The organism is Streptomyces sp. bgisy027 (assembly GCF_057710365.1).
On record NZ_JBYIVZ010000050.1, the window covers coordinates 30156 to 49204 of the forward strand.

The 19049-nt window shown below is 72.3% G+C and carries 21 protein-coding genes and 1 pseudogene; 10 read left to right on the plus strand and 12 right to left on the minus strand.

Annotated features, from left to right (window positions below; genetic code table 11):
• The first annotated feature begins 137 nt into the window (after window positions 1-137).
• Window positions 138-602, plus strand: a complete 465-nt coding sequence (locus AC3ETA_RS37180) for a MarR family winged helix-turn-helix transcriptional regulator (RefSeq protein ID WP_432197303.1) — start codon at window positions 138-140, stop codon at window positions 600-602.
• Here AC3ETA_RS37180 and AC3ETA_RS37185 read toward each other — a convergent pair.
• From AC3ETA_RS37185 to AC3ETA_RS37210, 6 genes are all read right to left on the minus strand, one after another.
• On the minus strand, window positions 593-2335 hold the full coding sequence (locus tag AC3ETA_RS37185; RefSeq protein ID WP_432197304.1) for a PP2C family protein-serine/threonine phosphatase: 1743 nt from the start codon (window positions 2333-2335) through the stop codon (window positions 593-595). The two genes, AC3ETA_RS37180 and AC3ETA_RS37185, sit on opposite strands and share 10 nt — an antisense overlap.
• Complete coding sequence (locus AC3ETA_RS37190; RefSeq protein ID WP_432197305.1) at window positions 2332-3405, minus strand: SpoIIE family protein phosphatase; 1074 nt, start codon at window positions 3403-3405, stop codon at window positions 2332-2334. Before AC3ETA_RS37190 ends, AC3ETA_RS37185 begins: the two co-directional genes overlap by 4 nt.
• Entirely contained in the window at window positions 3405-3848 is a 444-nt protein-coding gene (locus tag AC3ETA_RS37195) for an anti-sigma regulatory factor (protein ID WP_432197306.1), read from the minus strand. Before AC3ETA_RS37195 ends, AC3ETA_RS37190 begins: the two co-directional genes overlap by 1 nt.
• On the minus strand, window positions 3845-4267 hold the full coding sequence (locus tag AC3ETA_RS37200) for an STAS domain-containing protein (RefSeq protein ID WP_432197307.1): 423 nt from the start codon (window positions 4265-4267) through the stop codon (window positions 3845-3847). The genes AC3ETA_RS37195 and AC3ETA_RS37200 overlap by 4 nt, the downstream gene beginning before the upstream one ends.
• The gene (locus AC3ETA_RS37205) at window positions 4264-5160 is read right to left on the minus strand and encodes an STAS domain-containing protein (RefSeq protein ID WP_432197308.1); all 897 of its coding nucleotides are present in this window, start codon (window positions 5158-5160) and stop codon (window positions 4264-4266) included. Before AC3ETA_RS37205 ends, AC3ETA_RS37200 begins: the two co-directional genes overlap by 4 nt.
• A gap of 63 nt (window positions 5161-5223) precedes the next feature.
• Window positions 5224-6396: a PP2C family protein-serine/threonine phosphatase gene (locus AC3ETA_RS37210; RefSeq protein ID WP_432197309.1), complete on the minus strand. Its 1173-nt coding sequence runs from the start codon at window positions 6394-6396 to the stop codon at window positions 5224-5226.
• Between the two features lie 199 nt (window positions 6397-6595).
• Here AC3ETA_RS37210 and AC3ETA_RS37215 point away from each other — a divergent pair, with 199 nt between their 5' ends.
• Complete coding sequence (locus tag AC3ETA_RS37215) at window positions 6596-7039, plus strand: MarR family transcriptional regulator (protein ID WP_432197310.1); 444 nt, start codon at window positions 6596-6598, stop codon at window positions 7037-7039.
• A gap of 250 nt (window positions 7040-7289) precedes the next feature.
• Here AC3ETA_RS37215 and AC3ETA_RS37220 read toward each other — a convergent pair whose 3' ends face one another.
• Complete coding sequence (locus AC3ETA_RS37220) at window positions 7290-7673, minus strand: STAS domain-containing protein (protein ID WP_432197311.1); 384 nt, start codon at window positions 7671-7673, stop codon at window positions 7290-7292.
• Between the two features lie 349 nt (window positions 7674-8022).
• Between AC3ETA_RS37220 and AC3ETA_RS37225 the strand changes: the two genes are divergently transcribed.
• Window positions 8023-8508 (plus strand): ATP-binding protein, encoded by a 486-nt coding sequence (locus AC3ETA_RS37225; RefSeq protein WP_432197312.1) that lies wholly within the window; start codon window positions 8023-8025, stop codon window positions 8506-8508.
• Window positions 8509-8597: 89 nt separating this feature from the next.
• Here the strand turns inward: AC3ETA_RS37225 and AC3ETA_RS37230 are convergent, their stop codons facing one another.
• Window positions 8598-9473 carry an RNA polymerase sigma factor SigF gene (locus AC3ETA_RS37230; protein ID WP_432197313.1) on the minus strand — a complete coding sequence of 292 codons (876 nt, stop codon included), beginning with the start codon at window positions 9471-9473 and terminating at the stop codon, window positions 8598-8600.
• A 371-nt stretch (window positions 9474-9844) separates the two neighbouring features.
• On the opposite strand from AC3ETA_RS37230, the gene AC3ETA_RS37235 reads away from it, so the two are divergent.
• The 4 genes from AC3ETA_RS37235 to AC3ETA_RS37250 all read left to right on the plus strand — a co-directional run bounded on the left by AC3ETA_RS37235 (window position 9845) and on the right by AC3ETA_RS37250 (window position 11936).
• Complete coding sequence (locus AC3ETA_RS37235) at window positions 9845-10690, plus strand: SigB/SigF/SigG family RNA polymerase sigma factor (protein WP_432197314.1); 846 nt, start codon at window positions 9845-9847, stop codon at window positions 10688-10690.
• Window positions 10691-10693: 3 nt separating this feature from the next.
• Window positions 10694-10921, plus strand: coding sequence for a DUF5133 domain-containing protein (locus AC3ETA_RS37240; RefSeq protein ID WP_432197315.1), 228 nt, complete (start codon window positions 10694-10696; stop codon window positions 10919-10921).
• A gap of 49 nt (window positions 10922-10970) precedes the next feature.
• Complete coding sequence (locus AC3ETA_RS37245; protein ID WP_432197316.1) at window positions 10971-11342, plus strand: PRC-barrel domain containing protein; 372 nt, start codon at window positions 10971-10973, stop codon at window positions 11340-11342.
• Between the two features lie 153 nt (window positions 11343-11495).
• The gene (locus AC3ETA_RS37250; protein WP_432197317.1) at window positions 11496-11936 is read left to right on the plus strand and encodes an ATP-binding protein; all 441 of its coding nucleotides are present in this window, start codon (window positions 11496-11498) and stop codon (window positions 11934-11936) included.
• 26 nt (window positions 11937-11962) lie between these two features.
• Here the strand turns inward: AC3ETA_RS37250 and AC3ETA_RS37255 are convergent, their stop codons facing one another.
• Window positions 11963-12400: an ATP-binding protein gene (locus AC3ETA_RS37255; RefSeq protein ID WP_432197318.1), complete on the minus strand. Its 438-nt coding sequence runs from the start codon at window positions 12398-12400 to the stop codon at window positions 11963-11965.
• Between the two features lie 189 nt (window positions 12401-12589).
• Here AC3ETA_RS37255 and AC3ETA_RS37260 point away from each other — a divergent pair.
• Window positions 12590-13284 (plus strand): annotated as a pseudogene (locus tag AC3ETA_RS37260) (class I SAM-dependent methyltransferase); the annotation flags it as partial.
• A gap of 52 nt (window positions 13285-13336) precedes the next feature.
• Here AC3ETA_RS37260 and AC3ETA_RS37265 read toward each other — a convergent pair.
• Window positions 13337-15115, minus strand: coding sequence for a serine/threonine-protein kinase (locus tag AC3ETA_RS37265; protein WP_432197319.1), 1779 nt, complete (start codon window positions 15113-15115; stop codon window positions 13337-13339).
• 160 nt (window positions 15116-15275) lie between these two features.
• Window positions 15276-15845 (minus strand): GlcG/HbpS family heme-binding protein, encoded by a 570-nt coding sequence (locus AC3ETA_RS37270; protein ID WP_432197320.1) that lies wholly within the window; start codon window positions 15843-15845, stop codon window positions 15276-15278.
• 233 nt (window positions 15846-16078) lie between these two features.
• Between AC3ETA_RS37270 and AC3ETA_RS37275 the strand changes: the two genes are divergently transcribed.
• Both AC3ETA_RS37275 and AC3ETA_RS37280 read left to right on the plus strand, forming a co-directional pair.
• Entirely contained in the window at window positions 16079-17284 is a 1206-nt protein-coding gene (locus AC3ETA_RS37275; RefSeq protein ID WP_432197321.1) for a sensor histidine kinase, read from the plus strand.
• The gene (locus tag AC3ETA_RS37280; RefSeq protein ID WP_432197322.1) at window positions 17281-17922 is read left to right on the plus strand and encodes a response regulator; all 642 of its coding nucleotides are present in this window, start codon (window positions 17281-17283) and stop codon (window positions 17920-17922) included. Before AC3ETA_RS37275 ends, AC3ETA_RS37280 begins: the two co-directional genes overlap by 4 nt.
• Window positions 17923-18047: 125 nt before the next feature.
• Here AC3ETA_RS37280 and AC3ETA_RS37285 read toward each other — a convergent pair whose 3' ends face one another.
• Window positions 18048-18968: an NAD(P)-dependent oxidoreductase gene (locus AC3ETA_RS37285; protein ID WP_432197323.1), complete on the minus strand. Its 921-nt coding sequence runs from the start codon at window positions 18966-18968 to the stop codon at window positions 18048-18050.
• Window positions 18969-19049 lie beyond the last annotated feature (81 nt).

Sequence of the window (19049 nt, forward strand, 5' to 3'; positions counted from 1 at the left end):
GGCCTTCGGCGCGGCGCACGGCCTCCGGCGGACACCCCGTACCGCTGTTGTTGTGTAGTCTCCGCAGCTTCGGGTAGGCCCCTGCACTGATGCAGCCCAGGCCGGTGACGACCGCGGTCTTCGAAGGATGACGGACCATGTGCCGCGAACAGGAACCCGAAAGCCCCTCCCACGTCGCCGGCCGGCAGCTCGCCGAGGCGGTGAAGAGCTTGGTGGCACTGTGGTTCTCGGCCGTGGACGACGTGAGTCCGCGCCTTCCACCGCGGCAGGTACGCGCGTTGGAGGCCGTCGTCCGTCGGCCCACGCTCAATGTCACCGCCCTGGCCGAGCACCTGGGCGTCGGGCTGCCGACCGCCAGCCGGCTGTGCGACCGGCTCGAAGCGGCGGGGCTGCTGCGGCGGCACGTCCGCCCCGGTGACCGGCGGGAGGTGCGCCTGGAGGTCACGGACCAGGGGCGCAGACTCCTCACGGACGTCACCGAGCGGCTGTCCGCGCACCTGGCCGGCGCCCTGGACGCCGTTCCGCCCGACCGGCGTCTGCGGCTCGAACAGGCGCTGCGTGCCGTGCACGAGGCGGACGGTGAGGGCTCCGTTCAGGGTTGAGGCGCCCGCTGCCGCGGCGTGCGGTCGTGCACATGGCACAGCAACAGGCATACGTCGTCGTCGTGTTCGGAGTCGCTCAGCAGCGGGTTCAGCAGCCGGTCGGCCGACTCCTGAAGGTCGTCGTCGAGCTCGGCGGCGCCGAACCCGCCGAGTGCGTCGGCGAGGCGCTGGATGCCGGGGTCGATCCCCTGGGCGCGCCGCTCCACCAGACCGTCGGTGTAGAGCGCGAGCGTGGATCCGGGCGGGAGGGCCACGGTGTGGTCGTCGATCTCCTGTTCCAGCGGGATGCCGAGCATCGCGCCGGGTTTGTCGTCGAGCGTGCGCACCCGGCCGTCGGGGTCGCGCAGCACGGGCGGCGGATGGCCGGCCGCGGCCCAGGTCAGCGTGTCCCCCCGCGGGTTGATGCGGGCGATGACAGCGGTGGCGTACAGGTCGAGCCGCAGGCGGTGCAGGAACTCGTGCAGCCGGGTCAGGAGCCGCCCGGGGCTGCTGCCGTCGACGGCGTAGGCCCGCAGGGCGGTGCGCAGTTGGCTCATCATCACCGCGGCGTGCAGCCCGTGCCCGGTGACGTCTCCGACGACGGTGATCAGGCTGCCGTCGGGCTGGCGGATGGCGTCGTACCAGTCACCGCCGATGTTCAGGCCCCGGGTGGCGGGGAGGTAGCGCGCGGCCAGGCTCAGGCCGTCGGTCGTCGGCAATTCGGTGAGCAGGGCGCGTTGCAGGGTCTCGGCGATGTCCCGGTTGTGCTCGAAGCGGCGGGCGTTCTCCAGGGCGATGCTGGCGCGTCGGGTGAGTTCGATGAGCATGACGGCGTCGTCGGCGTCCCAGCGCTGGTCGGGCGGCGACAGGGTGAGGACACCCTGGGGAGCCCGGCGGGTGAGCAGGGGGATGCAGAGCAGGGGCTGCCCGGAGCCGAGGGCCGACGGCGGCTGGTCGTCGACGCCGGGCAGGTTGCCGGGGTGGCCGGCGGCGTACTGCGGGCGGCCACGGCGGGCGGCCAGGACGGCGGCTGCGGGGCGGGGGCCGCCGCGCAGTGCGTCGTCGACGTCGTCGAAGAGCCACACGTCCACGGTGCCCGCGTAGCGCGGGACGAGCAGGGTGGGGAGCAGCCGCACGATGGCCTCGTGGTTCAGGGAGGCGGTGAGGGCGGCGCTGGCGTCGGCCAGGAAGGTCAGCCGGCCGCGGGCGTTCTCCGCCTCCCGGCGGGCCTTCTGTTCGGCGTCGAAGAGTTCGCGCTGGGCCCGGCCGGCGGCGTCCAGTTCGGCGTGCAGCGCGAGGACGCCCTGGTTGGTCTGGTGGAGTTCCTCCCGGTGGAAGGCGACGAGCGCCTCCTGCTCGTCGAGACGGTCCAGCAGCAGGGCGGCGTCCTCGTCGGCTCCGAACAGGGCCTCGGCCAGGGCCGTCGGGTCGTCGTCGGCGGGGTCGGTCCCCGATACGTCCGCGTCCTCGGCGCACGGGACACTGGCACGCCACGGAGGCTGCCGGTCCTCCGGGCGGCGCCTGGCGGGGGCCACCTCGATGTGCAATTCGCCCCCGCGGGGCGACAGGGACACTCCGGCGGCCACCCGCCACTGGCCTCCCTTGGTGAGGCATTGCCGCAATTGTGCGGTCAGCGCGGTCACCAGGCGGGTGCGCTCGACGGTGGTCACCCCGCATGCGGTGGCCAGCCGAGCCGTGGCTATGCGGACCTGCGCGGCGTCGGTGACGGTGCGGACGTTGAAGGTGCGGGTCATGAGAGGCGGTCCGGTGGGCGTGGGCCGAGCACGGCGACGGCGGTGTCGTCGCGTACCGGCCGGGCGGGGCTGCTGGCGTCCCGCACGATCGAGGCGGCGATCACGGCGGGGTCGAGGGAGGACGGTGTCTCCACGGCCGGACCGGGGCTCCATCGGCTCGGCAGGCCGTCGCTGTGCAGGACGAGGAGGCTGTCGCGCGTCCAGCGCTCCTGGTGCTGGGGCAGGCGTGCGGGGAGGTGGGCGCCGACGATGCCGGGGCAGGAGACCAGCCCCTGCCAGTGGTCGCCGTCACGCAGCCGGGCTCCGACATTGCCCACTCCGGCGAAGTGCAGCCTTCCGGCACCGAGGTCGAGTTGGGCCACGCCCACGGCCGCGCCCCTGGTGTCGCGCAGGACGGTGTGCATGCGCCGCAGCAGCTCGGCCGGCGGCAGGTGGGGCACGGACCGCAGCACCGCCACCGCGGCCGAGGAGGCGCGGGCCGCCTGGGGGCCGTGGCCGAGGCCGTCGGCCAGCAGGAGCGTCACGCGGTCGGCCGCGCGGACGCAGGCCCACGCGTCACCGGAGAACTCCCCTCCCGCAAGCGGCATGTTGACTCCGCCGGCCCGCACCGGAGGCGGCTCCGAGCGCGGGCCGGCGGAGTCATGGTCGCGGTGGGGGGCGATCCTGGCCATCACCGTCGTTCCCCGCCCCGGCGTGCTGTGCAGACCGAAGTCGTCCGCGATGCGCAGACAGGTGCCGAGACCCGCGCCGAGAGAGGCTGCGGTCGAGTACCCGTCGCGCAGGGCCGCGGCGGTGTCGGGCATGCCGGGGCCGTGATCGATGGCCATGATCTGGACCAGGAGGATCCGCTCGTCGCCATGGGCCGGCACGGGCGGGCCCACGAGGTCGAGGAGCACCCGTCCGCCACCGGCGTGCTTGAGCAGGTTGGTGGCGAGTTCGGTGGCCACGAGCTCGGCCGTGGCGACCCGGTCGTCGGCGAGCCCGGCGTGGCGGGCCGCCTCGCGGGCCGCCACGCGGGCGTCACGCACCCGGGTCGAGTCGTGGACGGGCACCTCCCAGACGCGCGGCATCAGGGCGCCTCGCGCGGGCGGGGCGGCCCGGAGATCCAGGACGTCACCGTCACGGTGGTCCCGGCACCGCGCCGGCTTTCCACGGAGAACTCGTGGACCAGTCGGCGAGAGCCGCCCAGGCCCATCCCCAGCCCCTCGCCGGAGGTGTAGCCGTCCGACAGGGCCTGGTCCAGGTCGGCGATGCCGGGGCCCTCGTCGCTGAAGACGAGCCGCAGCCCCCGTACCCCGCCGCTGGTGACCTCCATGCACTCCATGCGGCCCCCGCCGCCGTGCACGAGGGCGTTGCGCGCCAACTCACTGGCCGCGGTGACGAGCTTGGTCTGTTCCACCAGACCGAACCCGAGTCGGGCCGCCATCTGCCGCACATGCTGGCGCACCCGGACCAGGTCCAGGTCCGAGTGGATCGGCAGGCGGGCCGAGACGCCGCCGGTGCTGTGGGTCACGGGCTCTCCCGGCGTGCACGCCCGTCGCGAGGCAGGGCCGAGACCTCGGCGCCGAGCAGGCGCAGGGCCTCCTCGGTGTGCAGGGCGGTGCGCAGCCCCGGCAGGGTCAGGCCGAGTTCGACCAAGGTGATGGCCACCGCCGGGCGCATCCCCGCCACCACGGTCTGCGCGGCCAGCAGCCGGGTCATGGCGGCGACGTCGCTGAGCACACGCCCCATGAAGGAGTCGACGATCTCGACGCCGGAGAGGTCGATGACCACGCCGGTGATCGCGCTGTCGGACACGGTCCTGCCGATGTCCTGGCGCAGCTGCTCGGCCGTGCTGTCGTACAGGTCGCCCTGGAGGGTGACCAGCAGGACCCTGCCCAGCCGCAGCACGGGCACATGGCCTTCGTACGGGTAGGTGGCGGCGCCGGTCACCGGGGCTCCGCCGCGGCGGGGTTCGCCACGATGTGCGCGCCCTGCTGCTGGAGGGCGTAGCCCAGGGCGTCGGCGAGGCTGGCGCGGGTGAGCACCGAGCTGAGGTCGATGCCGAGGTGGACGATGGTCTGCGCGATGGCCGGCCGGATGCCGGAGACTATGCACTCCGCCCCCATCAGCCGCGCCGCCGCCACGGTCTTCATCAGATGCTGCGCCACCAGCGAGTCGACGGTCGGCACTCCGGTGATGTCCAGGATCGCGAAACGGGCGTGCTGCTCGACCACGGCGTCCAGGAGCGTCTCCATCACCACTTGGCTGCGGGCGCTGTCGAGCGTGCCGATCAGCGGCACGGCGACGATACCTTCCCACAGCTTGATGACGGGAGTGGCGATCTCGAGCATTTCCAGCCGCTGGCGGTTGATGAGTTCCTGCCCGGAGATCGTGGTCGTCTCCAGCATGACCAGGCGCAGGGTGCCCATCAGCACGGCCAGCGCCGTGGCGCACTCCTGCCGGTGCTCGGCGGACTTGCCGCTGAGCTCCTCCAGCAGGAGCTCGGTGACGGGCTGGCGCAGCGCGTCCATCTCGCTCGAGATCTGCCCGATGGTGGCGCCGGCGCGGGCCCGTGAGTGCGCGGTGCGTGCCAGCTGCTCGCGGACGACGGTGAACCCGTCGGCCTCCGAGTCCTCCACGCGCCCCGAGGAGGCCACCGCGGCCAGCGCCTCGACCACGGCCCGGCCGGCCTCCACGGCCTCGTCCCGGGAGACGGTGAACACGGTGCGGAACACCGCCGCGTCGGCCCAGCGCTGGGCGATCTGCTCGCGGCGCAGCCGCAGGAAGTCCCCCACCTCCTCCGCCGGGCCGATCGGGCCTTCTGCCGTCTGCTGCTCCGGCACTTGCTTCCCTCCTTCTTCGTGGTGCGCGCCGCCCGACCGTGCGGGGAGCGCCGGGTGTTTCGCTCATGACGGCTGTCGCGGCCCGAACCAGTCGAGGCAGACGACCAGTGCGTCGTCGTCGGCCACGGGCGTGCCGCGGTGACCGGACAGTTCCCTCAGGACGGCACGCGGGACCTCGGCCGCGGGCAGCAGGCTGGTCGACACCATGGCTCGGGCCAGCGCGCGATCGCCGTACCGCTCGCCGCCGGGCGCGACGACGTCGTACACCCCGTCGCTGGCGAACAGGAGCCGGTCGCCGGGCTCGATCGCCAGCTCGTGGGCGACGTAGTCCGTCTCCTCGAACATGCCCAGCGGGAGCTGTGCCTCGAGGTCGAGGATGTCGACGCCGCGGGCGCGCAGCCGCAGCATCTGCGGGGAGCCGGCGTCGACGACCTGGAGCCGGCCGGTGCTCAGTTCGAGGTCGAGCAGGAGCACGGAGAGGTAGGCGTCCCCGCGGTACTGGGCGTACACGGCCTGGTCGGCGAGGGCGGCCTGGTCCGCGATGGACAGTCCCGCGCGGCGGGCGTTGCGCAGGGCGTTGATGCCCAGGTTGGTCAGCAGGGCGGCCTCGATGCCCTCGCCCATGCCGTTGGTGATGTAGAACACCAGGCGGTCGGCGGACGCGGACCAGTCGAAGTTGTCGCCGTGGATCGAGTACGCGGGTTCCAGCTGGGCGCCCAGCGCGTACTCGGTGCTGGCGCAGGCCCGGCCGGGCAGGAGCTGCCACTGCATCTCCGCGGCCAGGGTGAGCCGGTCGGTGCGGCGCGCCCGCAGGTAGAGATCGGTGTCCCGGTCGGCGACGATCACCTCGTGCGCCAGCACCTGGGCCACGTCGGTGAGCTCGTCCAGGCAGTCCTGGGCCTGGTCGGCGGAGGGCATCGTGACGGCCAGGACGCCGAGCCGGTCACCGCGCACGGTCACCGGCAGGTGCAGGCGCACCTCGCCGTCGGTCAGCTTCTCGACGAAGGGTTCCTGGGAACCGAAGGCCCGTCCGGCCGGGCCGGTGTGCGCCGGCACGGACTGGGGCGCGCTCGCGGCCGGACGTACCGGCTGGAGCGTGGCCAGGCCGTAGTCGGCCAGGAGGAGCTGGACGGACTTCGCCGCATAGTCGTTGCACAGAGCTTCGCGGACCGCGTCCACCAACTGGTGCGGGGCCGCGGAGCGAAGCGCCCGCTCGGCTGCCACGAATCTGTTCACGATGTTGGATACGCCATTCTTGTCACAGTGACGGCGTTGGACCCGCAGTTCGCGGACGCCGTCCGTCGGTCCTTCTTGTCCGTATCTAGTGTTCTGTACGTATTGCCCGAACCGGTGGGCTGACAGTGCCCGCGAAGCCTGGAAGAGTGGAGCCGTGACTTCCCCGTACTCGCAACCGCGGCCGGACGAGGTGGCGCGTGTGACCTCCGAGGCCGCCGAGTTGCTGGAGGTCCTGTGGGGCCGTGCCTCCACGGCGCCGGTGTCCGCCTCCCAGATCCGCGTGCTGTTCATCCTGGAGCACAGCGACGGCATCAACCTGCGCATGCTCGCCGAGGCGCTCGGCTCCACGCCACCGTCGACCAGCCGGCTGTGCGACCGCCTCCAGGCGGTGGGGTTCGTGGAGCGCGCGCCCAGCACGTCCAGCCGCCGCGAGCTGCGGCTGCATCTGAGCCGGCGCGGACGGTCCTTTCTGGCGGAACTGCGCGCGCGGCGCGAGGCCGCGATCCAGTCGGTGCTGGAGCAGATGCCCGTAGCGAAGCGCACGGCGCTGCTGGAGGGGCTGGAGGCGTTCTGCGCCGCGGCGTCCGCGGAGATCCACGAAGGCGACGAGGCCGAAGAGGCCGCCGACGCCAGGAGCGCCTGACACACTCCCGCGCCCCGGTTCGGCGCCGGGGCGGTGCCGCGTGCGCACCGCTGCCCGGCGACGCGGGCCGTACTCGTTGCCGACCGGCACGTTTCACACCCCTCCCGCGCTTGACTCGCTCACTCTGTTGCCTGATGGTCATAGTTGTCAAACGGCAACTGTTTTGGATGCGAGTGCGGGTATCGATCGGTGAACTGCCTCTTCGGGACGCGGTCTTCGCCCCCGTGCGGCGGGCGGCGGCCGCCGGGGCCTAGGACTCCCGGTCCCTCGGCCCGGCGTCCGCGGTGGCGAGTGCCTCCTCGATGCTCCCCACAATCGGGACCGTGATGCTGACACCGGTGAGATCCATGATCCGCCGTACGGCCGGCGTCGGGGAGATGACGTACACCCCTCCCGGGATCTCCCGCACTTCCTGATACGCCCGCAGGACGATGTTCATGCCGGACGAGTCCATGAAGGGGACACCGGCGATGTCGAGCAGGAAATGCCTGCGGCCGTGGTGGAGCTGGTTGGCCAGGTGGTGCTGCAACTCGGTCGCCGTATCCATGTCCAGGTCGCCCTCGACAGTCAGCAGAACGGCGTCCTCACGGGGCACTTCCACCTTGATCGACAAGGGATTCTGGGCAACGGACACAAGTACCTCCACAGGCTCGGCGACGGTGACGGGTGCCCCGGCGACCGGATTCGATGCCTCGCCGGTGCGAGGGAATCTCCCGGGACGGCCCGTCGATTGCGTTCGCCCGCCTACCCCCGAACCTCCCCAGCACACAGAGCACGTGCGAATGAGCCGTATGCCTTCGAGCTTCTGACCGCTTTTCACGCCGTGGGGCGGACGGGGCGGTTTGGCAACCGGCAGAGCGGTCACGCGAACAGGGAGAGAACCTCACGCGATGGGGAGGAGAAAAGGGACTCGGACCTGGTCGGGGTCGTCACGGACGCTCGGCGGGTTCTCCGCCTCCCCGCCTTTGTCAGGGAGCGAAAGGATGAGTGAGATCTACCGGACCGGTGTCGCCAGGAGCCCGGTGGACGCGGGCCGTGGCGGGCACGAGCCGTGGAGTCCGGCCTCACCGGCCGAGGCACGCGGAGTCGTACGGCGGACCCTGTCCGAGCAGACACCCACCCGGGGCGCCGGCTGCGCGCCCGACACCCTCTCGGACGCGCTGCTGGTGGCGTCCGAACTGACGACCAACGCGATGCTGCACGGGGGCGGCATCACCGGCTTCGACGTCGAGGTCGTCGGCCAGAACCTGTATCTGTCCGTGAGCGACCGGGAGCGACGGCGCCCGGTGGCCCTGGACCCCGTCGACCGCCACGGCCGGCACCGGTGCGGCGGCCGCGGCTGGCCCATCGTGTGCCGGCTGTCCCGCACCGTGCTGGTGTCGGACCTTCCCGCCGGCGGGAAACGCGTGACCGCGGTGATCCCCCTCGCGGCGCCGTGCCGGCACCCGGGCGATGCCGACACGGCGTGACGACGACACACGGCGTGACGACGGCGCCGGGCCGCGGCCGGATCGGCCGCGGTCCGGCTCGGACGGCGTCGTGCGTGCGGCGCCGTCGCTCAGGCGACCCCGGGCTCCAGCAGGCCGACGCGCAGTTGCTTGAGGATGCGGCTGATGAGCCGCGAGACGTGCATCTGGGACACGCCGATCTGCTCGGCGATCTGCGCCTGGGTGAGTTCCTCGACGAAGCGCAGGTGGATGATCCGGCGCTCACGGTCGTCCAGCCCGGCGATCAGGGGCGCCAACGAGTGGAAGTCCTCCACGAGTTCCAGCGAGGGGTCCTCCTCGCCGAGCAGGTCGGCCAGGACGGACTCGCCGTTCTCGGCGTCAGCGGTGACGGCGGCGTCGAGGGAGGCGGACTGGTAGCAGTTGGACGCCTTGCGGGCCTCGATGACCTCTTCCTCCGACAGCGACATCAGCTCCGACAGTTCACGCGTGGTGGGCATACGGCCCAGGCGGGAGCTGAGTTCCTCGGTCGCCTTGGCCAGCTCGGCGCGCGCCTCCTGCAACCGGCGCGGCACATGGACGGCCCAGCTCGTGTCACGGAAGAACCGCTTGATCTCGCCGACGATGTACGGGACGGCGAACGTGGTGAACTCGACCTCCCGGGACACCTCGAAGCGGTCGATGGCCTTGATCAGGCCGATGGTCCCGACCTGGACGACATCTTCGAGGGAGTCCCCGCGGGTCCGGAAGCGGGATGCCGCGTACCGCACCAGGGACAGGTTCATCTCGATCAAGGTGTTGCGGACGTACTGGAATTCGTGCGTGCCCTCTTCGAGCATGACCAGCCGGTCGAAGAACTGACGCGACAACTCCCGTGCGTCCTTGGGGCTCACCTTCGTCGGATCCTCGATCAGCGGCAGCGCCGCGTCGTCCGTCGTGACCGCCTCCTGTGCCGTGGCCGTTGCCTGCACCGCCGTCACGGCTGCCATGACGCCCTCCCAATAACCGGAACCTGTTGTCAGTTGCCCGCGTGCCCCCGCTCGCGCCGCTCATTCCTGAACCGTGGCGCGGATCACGGAACGGGGATGAGTTCTGGCCTGAATTCACCCTCGGATGCACCCGATCCGGACACGTCGTACACGAAAGCCCCCCAAATGGGAGGCCGACCCCCTCGCGGGACCGGTCGGCCCTGTCATCCGGAGCACCCTGTTTGCGCCCTCGGTCGTGGGGCATGCGGGTCTTCGTGCTTCGGACCGGAGGCGCACCGGTGCCACAACTGAGAACGCTCCGGGGCCTCGTGCCCCGTGCACCGTTTCCCACGGAGACCCCCTGAGAACGCCGCTTCAGGAGTTGTTCCCCCATGCTGGTCGAGACGTCCGCACAAGTTTCCGACAACCCCACCCGCTCCCGTGTGTCCGGGGGACGCGTCCACAACGACGCTCCCGACACCGGATCCGACTTCGTCCGCCTCGCCGCCCTGCCCGACGGGCCCGAGCGCGAGGCGATACGCGACGAACTGACCAAGGCCTGGCTGCCCATGGCCCATCGCATCGCCGGCCGCTTCCGCAACCGCGGCGAGTCCCTGGAGGACCTGCGCCAGGTCGCGGCGCTCGGTCTGGTCAAGGCCATTGACCGGTACGAGCCCGGTCGAGGGGCCTTCGAGAGTTATGCCGTGCCCACCATCACGGGTGAGATCAAGCGGCACTTCCGCGACCGGATGTGGGCCCTGCGGGTTCCCCGTCGCGTCCAGGACCTGCGCAACAAGGTCCGCGTGGCGCGCCGCGACCTCACCACCTCGGACGGCTCCAACCCGTCGGTCGCCCAGATCGCCGCTCACACCGGGCTCACCGAGGACGAGGTCAACACGGGCCTCGAAGCGCTCGACAGCTTCAGCACCCTGTCGCTGGACGCCGAGATGTCGTCGAGCGAGGACGGATTCAGCCTCGCCGACACGATCGGCGCGTGCGACGGGGCGTACGACGTCGTCGTCGACCGGGAGGCGGCGAAGGAAGGGCTGCGGCGCCTGCCCGAACGCGAACGCACGATCCTGTACCTGCGCTTCTTCGAGGACATGACGCAGAGCCGCATAGCCGACGAACTCGGCATCTCCCAGATGCATGTCTCCCGGCTCATCAGCCGGTGCTGCGCCCGGGTGCGCGACGAGGTGCTCGGAGCCGGCTGCGACGACCACCCCCAGGAAGGATGACCTGTGCTGATACCCCATCCGGCGATACTCCGCGGCCTCGTCGAGGAGTACGAGGCGCTCACGGCCCAGCAGGGCGACGGGCCGGACGCCGCCGGCCGGCGGCGCGAGCTGCGCGTGCAGGACCTGGCGTACACGCTGTGCGTGTCGACCGGGACGCGGGAAGTGGGGCAGGCTCTGCTGCGGGCCCGCCGGCTGCTCGCCGCGGCGAGAGAGCCGGCGAGCGTGGCCTGACCGGCCCGGGCCACCGCGAAGAGAACGACGACACCGAGAAGGATGCGATGTGAGCACCGACAGAATCTGGGCCTACGCGCCCGAGAGCGGTCATCACGAAGGGCGGACGCTCACCGGATACTCCGTCGAGGCCAGTGACGGGACCATCGGGCATGTGGACCGTCAGGCCGACGACACCCCCTTGCGGCATCTGATCGTGGACACGGGCGCCTGGGTGTTCGGCAGGAGTCTGCTGATCCCGGCCGGCCTGGTCTCCACCATCGCCGAGGAGACCCGGGTGGTGACGGTGCGCTGTACCCGCGCGGAGGCCAAGGCGGCGCCGCGTTTCGAGACCGATCGCGAGACCCTCGACCCCGAGTACCTGTCTGCCGTTGGTGGCTACTACGCTTCTCTGCCCCATGATTCGCAGGCTCCCGGGTAGCGGATCCCCAGGCGCACGTGCGGACGAGGACGACGAGACGCGCGGACGACAGCGAGCGAGGAGTGGTGTAGTGACGGCGACCGCAGTCCACTTGGTACGCGCCCGGGATGCCCGGCATCTGATGCGCATCCCGCAGGCGACCGACGAGCGGCCATGAGACCGGCGGAGCACCGTCCGGACCGGGACAGCGCCGAGGCGCGCACCCGGCCGGTCACGATCACCAGTGCGGCGGCGGCCCGGAGTTATGTGCGCTCGGTCGTCGAGGAGCACTGGCGGCCTGCGGCCGGCACGGCCGGTGAGACAGCCGTCATGGATCTCCTGCTGGTCGTGTCGGAGCTGGTCGCCAACGCGATCCGGCACGGCGGCGGCCTGGCGGGGTTCGAGGTGTCCCCGCTCGCCGACGGGGTGCGGCTGAGCGTGCACGACTACAGCGACGCCGTCCCCTCGGCCGCCTACGGGCCCGGGGCCCTCCCCCGTACGCACGAGGGCAGCGGATACGGCTGGCCGCTGATCATCCGGCTGTCCCGCGAGATCCGGATCGACCGCCGCCGGGAGGGCGGCAAGACGGTCAGCGTGTTCGTGCCGCTCAGGTGAGCCGACCGGTTCGGCGGGCGGGTGGCTCACCAGGGCATGAAGGCGTGCACGTCCTTGCCGTCCGCCCGCACCACCACGGTGACCTCGTCGCACAGGGTCTGGATCAGATACCAGCCGATACCGCCGCCGCGGCCGGTTCCGGGGTGGAAGGGGCGCGGCGCCGGTTCGGTGGTGCTCGTGTCACTGAGCGTCACGTGCACACCGTCGAACGCCCTGCGCAGCGTCAGCCCTATGGGCCCCGGCGCGTACTGGATGGCGTTGGCGGCGAGTTCGGTGACGACCAGCACGATGTCGTCCCGGTACTCGGGCGTCGCCGGTGGCGACGCCCGCTCCAGCGTCATCAGGAATCGCTCCGCACTCAGGCGGGCTCTGGTCACATCGCCGACGCCCCCGTCGAATGTGGCCTGCCAGTTCTGCGTCTCCTCGGACGACGGTTTGTCGCCGTCACGCGAATCGGTCGCCATCACACCCTCTTCGGCCTGTCTGTGCTCGTGGCCGTGGTGACTAGTTGTGCCTTCCACCGCTGCTGGTTCCCAGGCAGAGCGCGGCTACTCGTACGAATGCGGTGCGATGCGCAGTGACGTCGCGGAAGGGTGGGGCCACGGGTACCGCCGAGCCGCCGTTTCGCGCACCGTCGCCGGGAGCGCGACCTCGTGTCGCCAACCTGCTGCTCATGCCCGGCACCCCCCACGCGCACGCGGTGCGACGACAGTCCCGAGGAGTACCGGCGGGCTCGTCCGAGCCGGACGTCCGACGAGGACGCGGAGCTGTACGACCGGGCCGGCCCGGCCGACCCCGGTTGTACGACGACCTGGCGGAGCTCGCGGGCACGGTCCCCGGCAGCCGTGTACTGGAGGTGGGCTGCGGCACCGGCCAGGTGACGGTGCCGCCGGCCCGGCGGGGCTGCCGGATCACCGCTGTCGAGGCGGGGGCGCGGATGGCCGCGGTCGCCCGCCGCGATCTCGCCGGGTACCCGGATGTGGACGTGGTGACGACCCGGTTCGAGGACTGGCCGCTGCCGGACGGGCCGTACGACGCGGTCGTGTCGGCGACGGCGTTCCACTGGATCGACCCGGCGGTACGGGTACCGAAGGCCGCCGACGCGCTGCGTCCGGCCGGAGCCCTGGCCGTGGTGCGGACGCAGCATGTGAACGGCGGCACCGAGGAGTTCCTCGTCGAGGTCCAGGGCTGCTACGAGCGCTTGGATCCGGCGACGCCGCCCGGACTACGGCCTCCCGCCGCCGCCGGCGTCGACAGCTCGGACCATGCACGGGAGGTGGCGGGAGCCGGCCGGTTCGGCCCCACTCTCTTCCGCCGCCACTGGCAGGACCTCACCTGCACGACCTCGCCGGGGTGTCGGCGACCGCCACAAGGCGAAGTTCGGCCAACGGCGACTCGCGCTACGAACCTTCCGCCGGCGTCACGTCGGTCACCTTGCCGTCCGGGGTGGCCTCCAGGTAGCCGGAGTCTCCGTACTCGTCGGACAGGTAGACGGCCAGGTGGGCCGGCGTGTCGAAGACGCTGTTGTCCGACTTCACCAGGATGTAACGCATCTCCGGGTTCTTGACGTTGAGCTTCTTGTCGGCTTCGGCCAACAGCGCGGGAACCGCGTCCCAGTTGTACTTGTCGAGCGTGAAAGGCTGGTCGCCGCCCGACAGGGTGCTCTTGATGATGCCCTTCTGAACGCCGCGCCCCGGGTAGTAGGTGTAGGAGTCGTACTTGGTGTTGCTGCCGTCCACCATGACCTCGGCGGACACGAAGCCCTCGTAGACGCTGAAGTCGCCGTACCTGTTCCGGCCGGTCTCCTTCTCCAGGGCCTTGATGGCGGCGCGGATGCCGGCTGGGGTGAGCACCCCGGCGGAGTCCGTGTCCTGCGACCGTTGCGCGGCCGGGGCGCCGGACGACCCTTCCGAGGGGGCCGTGGTGGACGAGGTCGGCCGCGACGCCGAGGTGGTGGACGGGCTCCGCGCGCCCGAGTCCCCTGAGTCGCCCGCGCCGCCGCCGAGCGGCAGCAGCCACCACAGCAGGGCCACCACTCCGGCGAGCGAGGTCCCCGAGACGCCCAGCAGGACGGGCAGGTTGGGGCTGCGGCGGCCTTCCGCCCGCACCGGCGCGGTGACCGGCTGGGGCGTGGCGTAGGGCCCGAGGTGGAGCGGTGGCCCGAATCCGCCGGGGGCGGCCGTCGGCGCGGAGGCGGGGGCGTCGAACGGGACGGACGTGGTCGACGAGCCCGAAGTCCCCGGGTACGAGGGGGAGACGGTGGCGGAGGGCGTCGGCGGGTTCAGCGGATAGGAGGTGTGCGTGTCCGGCACGGGCGCCGGGCCGGCAGGCGCAGACTCGAACTCGGTGAGCCTGCGGTCCAGTTCGGCGGCGGACGGCCGTGCGGAGGGCTCCCTTACGAGCACGCTCATGAGGACGCCGCCCAGGGCGCCGCCTCGCACGGGAGGCGGTACGTCGTCGCTGAGGACCGCGGCGAGCGTGGCCAGCGGGGTGCCGCGGCGCAGCGGGTGGTGGCCCTCCAGCGCGGTGTACAGCATCATCGCCAGCGACCACAGGTCGGAGGCGGCACCGCCCTCGTGGCCCGATATGCGCTCCGGGGCCATGAAGTCGGGCGTGCCGATGATGGAGCCGGTCGCGGTGAGGTTGGTCGTCGTCTCGCGGATCGCGGCGATGCCGAAGTCGGTGAGGACGGGCCGACCGTCGGACCGCAGCAGGACGTTGGCAGGTTTCACGTCCCGGTGCTGGATGCCGGCGTCGTGGGCGGCGGCCAGCGCGGCCAGCACACCCCGGCCGATCCGGGCGGCGTCGGCGGGCGGCATCGGCCCCTGCGCCAGCCGGTCGGCCAGCGAACCGCCGCTGACCAGCTCCATGACGATCCATGGGTAGGTGGCTTCGCCGCCGTCGACGATGTGGTGGATGGTGACGACGTTCGGATGGTCGATCCTGGCCAGCGCCCGTGCCTCGCGCAGCACACGCTCGCGCAGCATCCGCGCGCCCTCGGGGTCGTACTCCGCCAGGTCCCGGTCGGGCGGCCGGACTTCCTTGACCGCCACCAGCCTGTGCAGCACCAGGTCCCTGGCCCGCCAGACGGTCCCCATCCCGCCGCCGCCGAGACGGGCCTCCAACTCGAAGCGCCCGTCGACAACCCGTCTGCCGGGACCTCTGTCTCCCTCACTCATGGGCGGGAGCTTAATGGCCCCCACCGACACCGTTTGCCGGGCCCGTACCGGCGCACATGCCTCGGGGTGAACGGGCTGCGACGCCGTAGCGGGGGCCGAGCGCTGATGGGTGCTCGGCCCCCCTCCGCCGGGAGAGGCGCTCGCTGCGCGCGTCCGGTGGCTAGCGACCGACCGCCTGTGCGCCCGCCTGCGCGAACTTCTCGTCCAGCGCGCCGGACGGGGCGCCCGCGACGCCGATGCCGGCGATCGGGGCGTTGCCGGCGGTGACGGGCACGGCGCCCGCCAGGAACAGGGTGCCGGGGATGTCCTTGAGGGTCGGGGTCTGCTGGAGACGCTCGGTCAGCCGGGACGTCGGGGCGTTCCAGGAGACCGCGGTGAACGCCTTGCGCTCGGCGGACTCGTAGGACTGCGGTCCGGCGCCGTCGCCGCGCAGGGTGACGATGGTGTTGCCGTTGCGGTCGACGACGGCGACCGTGACGCGCTGGTTCTCCTTCTCTGCGGCGTGGAGCGCGGCCTGCGCGGCCTCGGTGGCGGCGTCGATCGTCAGGTGGGTGGAGGTGGTGGTGGCCCGGGCCGGGACGGCGGCGGACGTGGCGGTGGCGGAGGTCGTGGCCGGCGCCGAGGCGTTCGCGTTCACCGCGCCGAAGCCCGCCAGGGCGACGACGGCGAGCACGGCACCGCCGGTGGCGACGCGGGCACGGCGGGAGAACTTCTTGTGCACGGGGTTCATGGGTCGGTCGACTCCTTCGGTGGGCGGGGCGGCCGGTTGCCGCCCCGCTTCGTCCGCTCTCCACCCTCGGCCCGGAAACGGCCCCGGACGGTCGACGTTCCGGCTGCCACAAGACCGCGGAACGGACGACACCGGGGTCATCCGATCGGTTGACCCACCCAGGGCCGCACCGGGCCACAATGAAGGTGTTTGCCCAGTTCAGCGCCCACGAGCAGGGAGGGAGGCGGCCCCGGATGGGGAACCGGTCGTACGAGCCGAGCACCGTGGACACCAGGTGGCTCGGCGCCGTGATGGACGCGGCGTTCTTCCTGCTGCTCGGCGGAGCCCTCGCCCGCTTCCTGCTGCGTCACCCCGGGGAACCCCGTACGCCGTGGATCATCGCGCTGTCCGTGGTGCTCGCCGCGCTGCACCTGCTGGGGCCCAGGGCGGGCGACTCGGGCCTGCGGCCCACCCGGCGGCACACGGCGTGGCTGGCGCTGACCGTCGTGGTGTGGATGGTCCTGGTCGTGCTCGCGCCCAGCTTCGCCTGGTGCGCGGTGCCCCTGTTCTACACCGGCCTGCGCACGCTGCCGCCGCGCGCGGCCCTCGCTCTCGTGGCGGTCCTGACCGTGTTCGTCGTGGCCGCGCAGGTAAAGCTCTCGGGCCGCTTCGACCCGAACCTGGTCCTGGCGCCGCCCGCCGTCGCCGCCCTGGCCACCGCCGTCTTCCTGCAGATGGAACGGCACACCGCACGCCAGCGCGTCCTGATCGACGACCTCATCCGCACCCGTCACGAACTCGCCGCCTCAGAACGCCGCGAGGGCACCCTCGCCGAACGGCAGCGGCTCTCCATGGAGATCCACGACACGCTCGCCCAGGGCCTGTCGAGCCAGCGGATGCTCCTCCAGGCCGCGGACCGGGTGTGGGAGACCGAACCGGACAAGGCCCGCGTCCATGTCCGCACCGCCGCGTCCGTCGCCGAGCACAACCTCGCCGAGGCCCGGCGCTTCGTGCACGACCTTGCGCCCGCCGACCTCGCCGACGGCGAGGGCCTCGACGAGGCGCTGCGTGCCCTGGCCGCGCGGGAGTCCGGCGCCGACCTGGCCGTACGCGTCCACATCGACGGCGACGGCCGGCTCCCCCAGCTGCCCGACCGGATCCGCTCGGCCCTGCTGCGGGTCGCCCAGGGCGCCCTGGCCAACGTCCGCGAGCACGCCGGCGCAGGCAGCGCCGCCCTGACCCTCACCGTCCTCGACGACGAGGTCGTCCTGGACGTCGCCGACGACGGCCACGGATTCGATCCCGCCGCCCTGCCCGACTCCCCCGGCGGCGGACGCGGGCACGGGCTGCCCGCCATGCGGGCCCGGCTGCGCGCGCTCGGCGGCACACTGACCGTCGAGTCCACGCCCGGCGAGGGCACCGTCCTGTCCGCAGCCGTCCCCCTGGAGGCGCCCCGATGAGCCCCGACCGCGCTCCCGTGCGCATCCTGGTCTGCGACGACCACGCCGTCGTACGGGCCGGACTGCTGGCCCTGCTCGACAGTGCCCCGGACATCGAGGTCGTCGGCGAGGCGGGCACCGGTCAGGAGGCGCTCGCGCTGGCCGCGAAGCTCTCGCCGGACGTGGTGCTGATGGACCTGCGACTGGGCGAGGGCATCGACGGCGTGGAGACCACCCGCCGGCTCACCTCCTCTCCCGGCGCCCGCACCCATGTCCTGGTCCTCACCACGTACGACACGGACGCCGACGTCACCCGGGCCGTCGAGGCGGGGGCGACGGGCTATCTGCTCAAGGCCGAGCGCCCCGACGAGCTCTTCGCCGCGATCCACGCGGCCGCCGAGGGACGGACCGCCCTGTCGGCCCCGGTCGCCGGCCGCGTCATGGCCGGCCTGCGCCGGCCCCGGCCCACCCTCACGGACCGCGAGCGCGACATCCTGGCCCAGCTCGCCCGCGGCATCGGCAACCGTGACATCGCCCGCGCCCTGTTCATCAGCGAGGCCACGGTCAAGACCCATCTGCGCCGCATCTACGACAAACTCGGCGTGGACACCCGCGCGGGCGCGGTGGCCGTGGCGAACGAACGGCGACTGCTGCCCTGAAGGCGCGCTCGCTTGAGGGCACCGACGGGGAGCGGATCGTGGCGCTCTTCGACATGCTGGGGCGTGCGTCCCCGTGAGCTGCTGCCTGATCGTCCGTCATCCCGCATGGCAACCGGTCCCTGCCGTCATCCGGTGGGAAAACCGGCCCCCGTGGAGTCGATCGCCGGTGCCTGACCGCCCGCGGTCCGGGTCTCCAGGGCATGGAGTACGGCCACCATGTCCTCGCCGCCGTGTCCCTGGTCGACGGTCTCGCCGAACAGGGCGTGGCAGACGTCGAGCAGCGGGGACGCCATGTCGGCCCTGCGGGCGGCCTCGGCGATCAGCCGGTTGTTCTTCAGGACGTCGGCGGCCGCCGCCTGGACGGCGAAGTCGCGGCCCAGCAGCTTGGGCGCCTTCGTCCGGGAGACCGCGCTCGCCATGGGCCCGGCGTCCAGGACGTCCTGGAGCAGGCGCTGGTCGAGCCCGTACCGGTCGGCGAAGTGGAACGCCTCGGTCAGGCCGGTGACCAGGGTGATCAGGAACAGGTTCACCGAGAACTTCATCAGCAGGGCGCCCGGTACGCCGCCGCACTCGAACGTCTCGCGGCACATGGGCGCGAGCAGCGGGCGTACGGCCGCGACGGCGTCGTCGTCGCCTGCGAGCATCGCCACGAGTTCGCCCCGTTCGGCGGGGACCCGGGAGCCGGAGACCGGGGCCTCGACATAGCGGCCGCCCACGGACCGTACGGCGTCCTGGAGTGCTGCCGAGTACTCGGCCGCGGTCGTACCCATGTGGACGACGGTGCGGCCGGCGAGGTGGGCGGCGAAGTCGGGGGTGCCGCGCCCGAGAACCGTGTCCAGGGCGGTCTCGTCGGCCAGCATGAGGACGACGGTCTCCGCCCGCTCGAAGACGTCGGCGGGGCTCGCGGCGATCTCTGCCCCGGCGGCGCGCAGGGGTGTGCAGCGGTCACTGCTGCGGTTCCACACGACGAGGGGCGTGCCCGCACGGACGAGGTTGAGCGCCATGGGCTGTCCCATGACACCGAGGCCGATGAAACCCACGTACACGATGCACCGCCGTTTCCGCTTCCGTTTCCGCTGTCGCACGCCCGCGGTCCGCTCGTTGCGCGCTCGCACGTCGAGACCTGG

Excerpts from the sequence above, each read along its gene's own strand:
- AC3ETA_RS37180 (WP_432197303.1), top strand. The coding sequence starts at position 138 with ATGTGCCGCGAACAGGAACCCGAAAGCCCCTCCCACGTCGCCGGCCGG.
- AC3ETA_RS37185 (WP_432197304.1), bottom strand. The coding sequence starts at position 2,335 with ATGACCCGCACCTTCAACGTCCGCACCGTCACCGACGCCGCGCAGGTC.
- AC3ETA_RS37190 (WP_432197305.1), bottom strand. The coding sequence starts at position 3,405 with ATGCCGCGCGTCTGGGAGGTGCCCGTCCACGACTCGACCCGGGTGCGT.
- AC3ETA_RS37225 (WP_432197312.1), top strand. The coding sequence starts at position 8,023 with ATGAGTGAGATCTACCGGACCGGTGTCGCCAGGAGCCCGGTGGACGCG.
- AC3ETA_RS37230 (WP_432197313.1), bottom strand. The coding sequence starts at position 9,473 with ATGGCAGCCGTGACGGCGGTGCAGGCAACGGCCACGGCACAGGAGGCG.
- AC3ETA_RS37235 (WP_432197314.1), top strand. The coding sequence starts at position 9,845 with ATGCTGGTCGAGACGTCCGCACAAGTTTCCGACAACCCCACCCGCTCC.
- AC3ETA_RS37250 (WP_432197317.1), top strand. The coding sequence starts at position 11,496 with ATGAGACCGGCGGAGCACCGTCCGGACCGGGACAGCGCCGAGGCGCGC.
- AC3ETA_RS37255 (WP_432197318.1), bottom strand. The coding sequence starts at position 12,400 with ATGGCGACCGATTCGCGTGACGGCGACAAACCGTCGTCCGAGGAGACG.
- AC3ETA_RS37265 (WP_432197319.1), bottom strand. The coding sequence starts at position 15,115 with ATGAGTGAGGGAGACAGAGGTCCCGGCAGACGGGTTGTCGACGGGCGC.
- AC3ETA_RS37270 (WP_432197320.1), bottom strand. The coding sequence starts at position 15,845 with ATGAACCCCGTGCACAAGAAGTTCTCCCGCCGTGCCCGCGTCGCCACC.
- AC3ETA_RS37275 (WP_432197321.1), top strand. The coding sequence starts at position 16,079 with ATGGGGAACCGGTCGTACGAGCCGAGCACCGTGGACACCAGGTGGCTC.
- AC3ETA_RS37280 (WP_432197322.1), top strand. The coding sequence starts at position 17,281 with ATGAGCCCCGACCGCGCTCCCGTGCGCATCCTGGTCTGCGACGACCAC.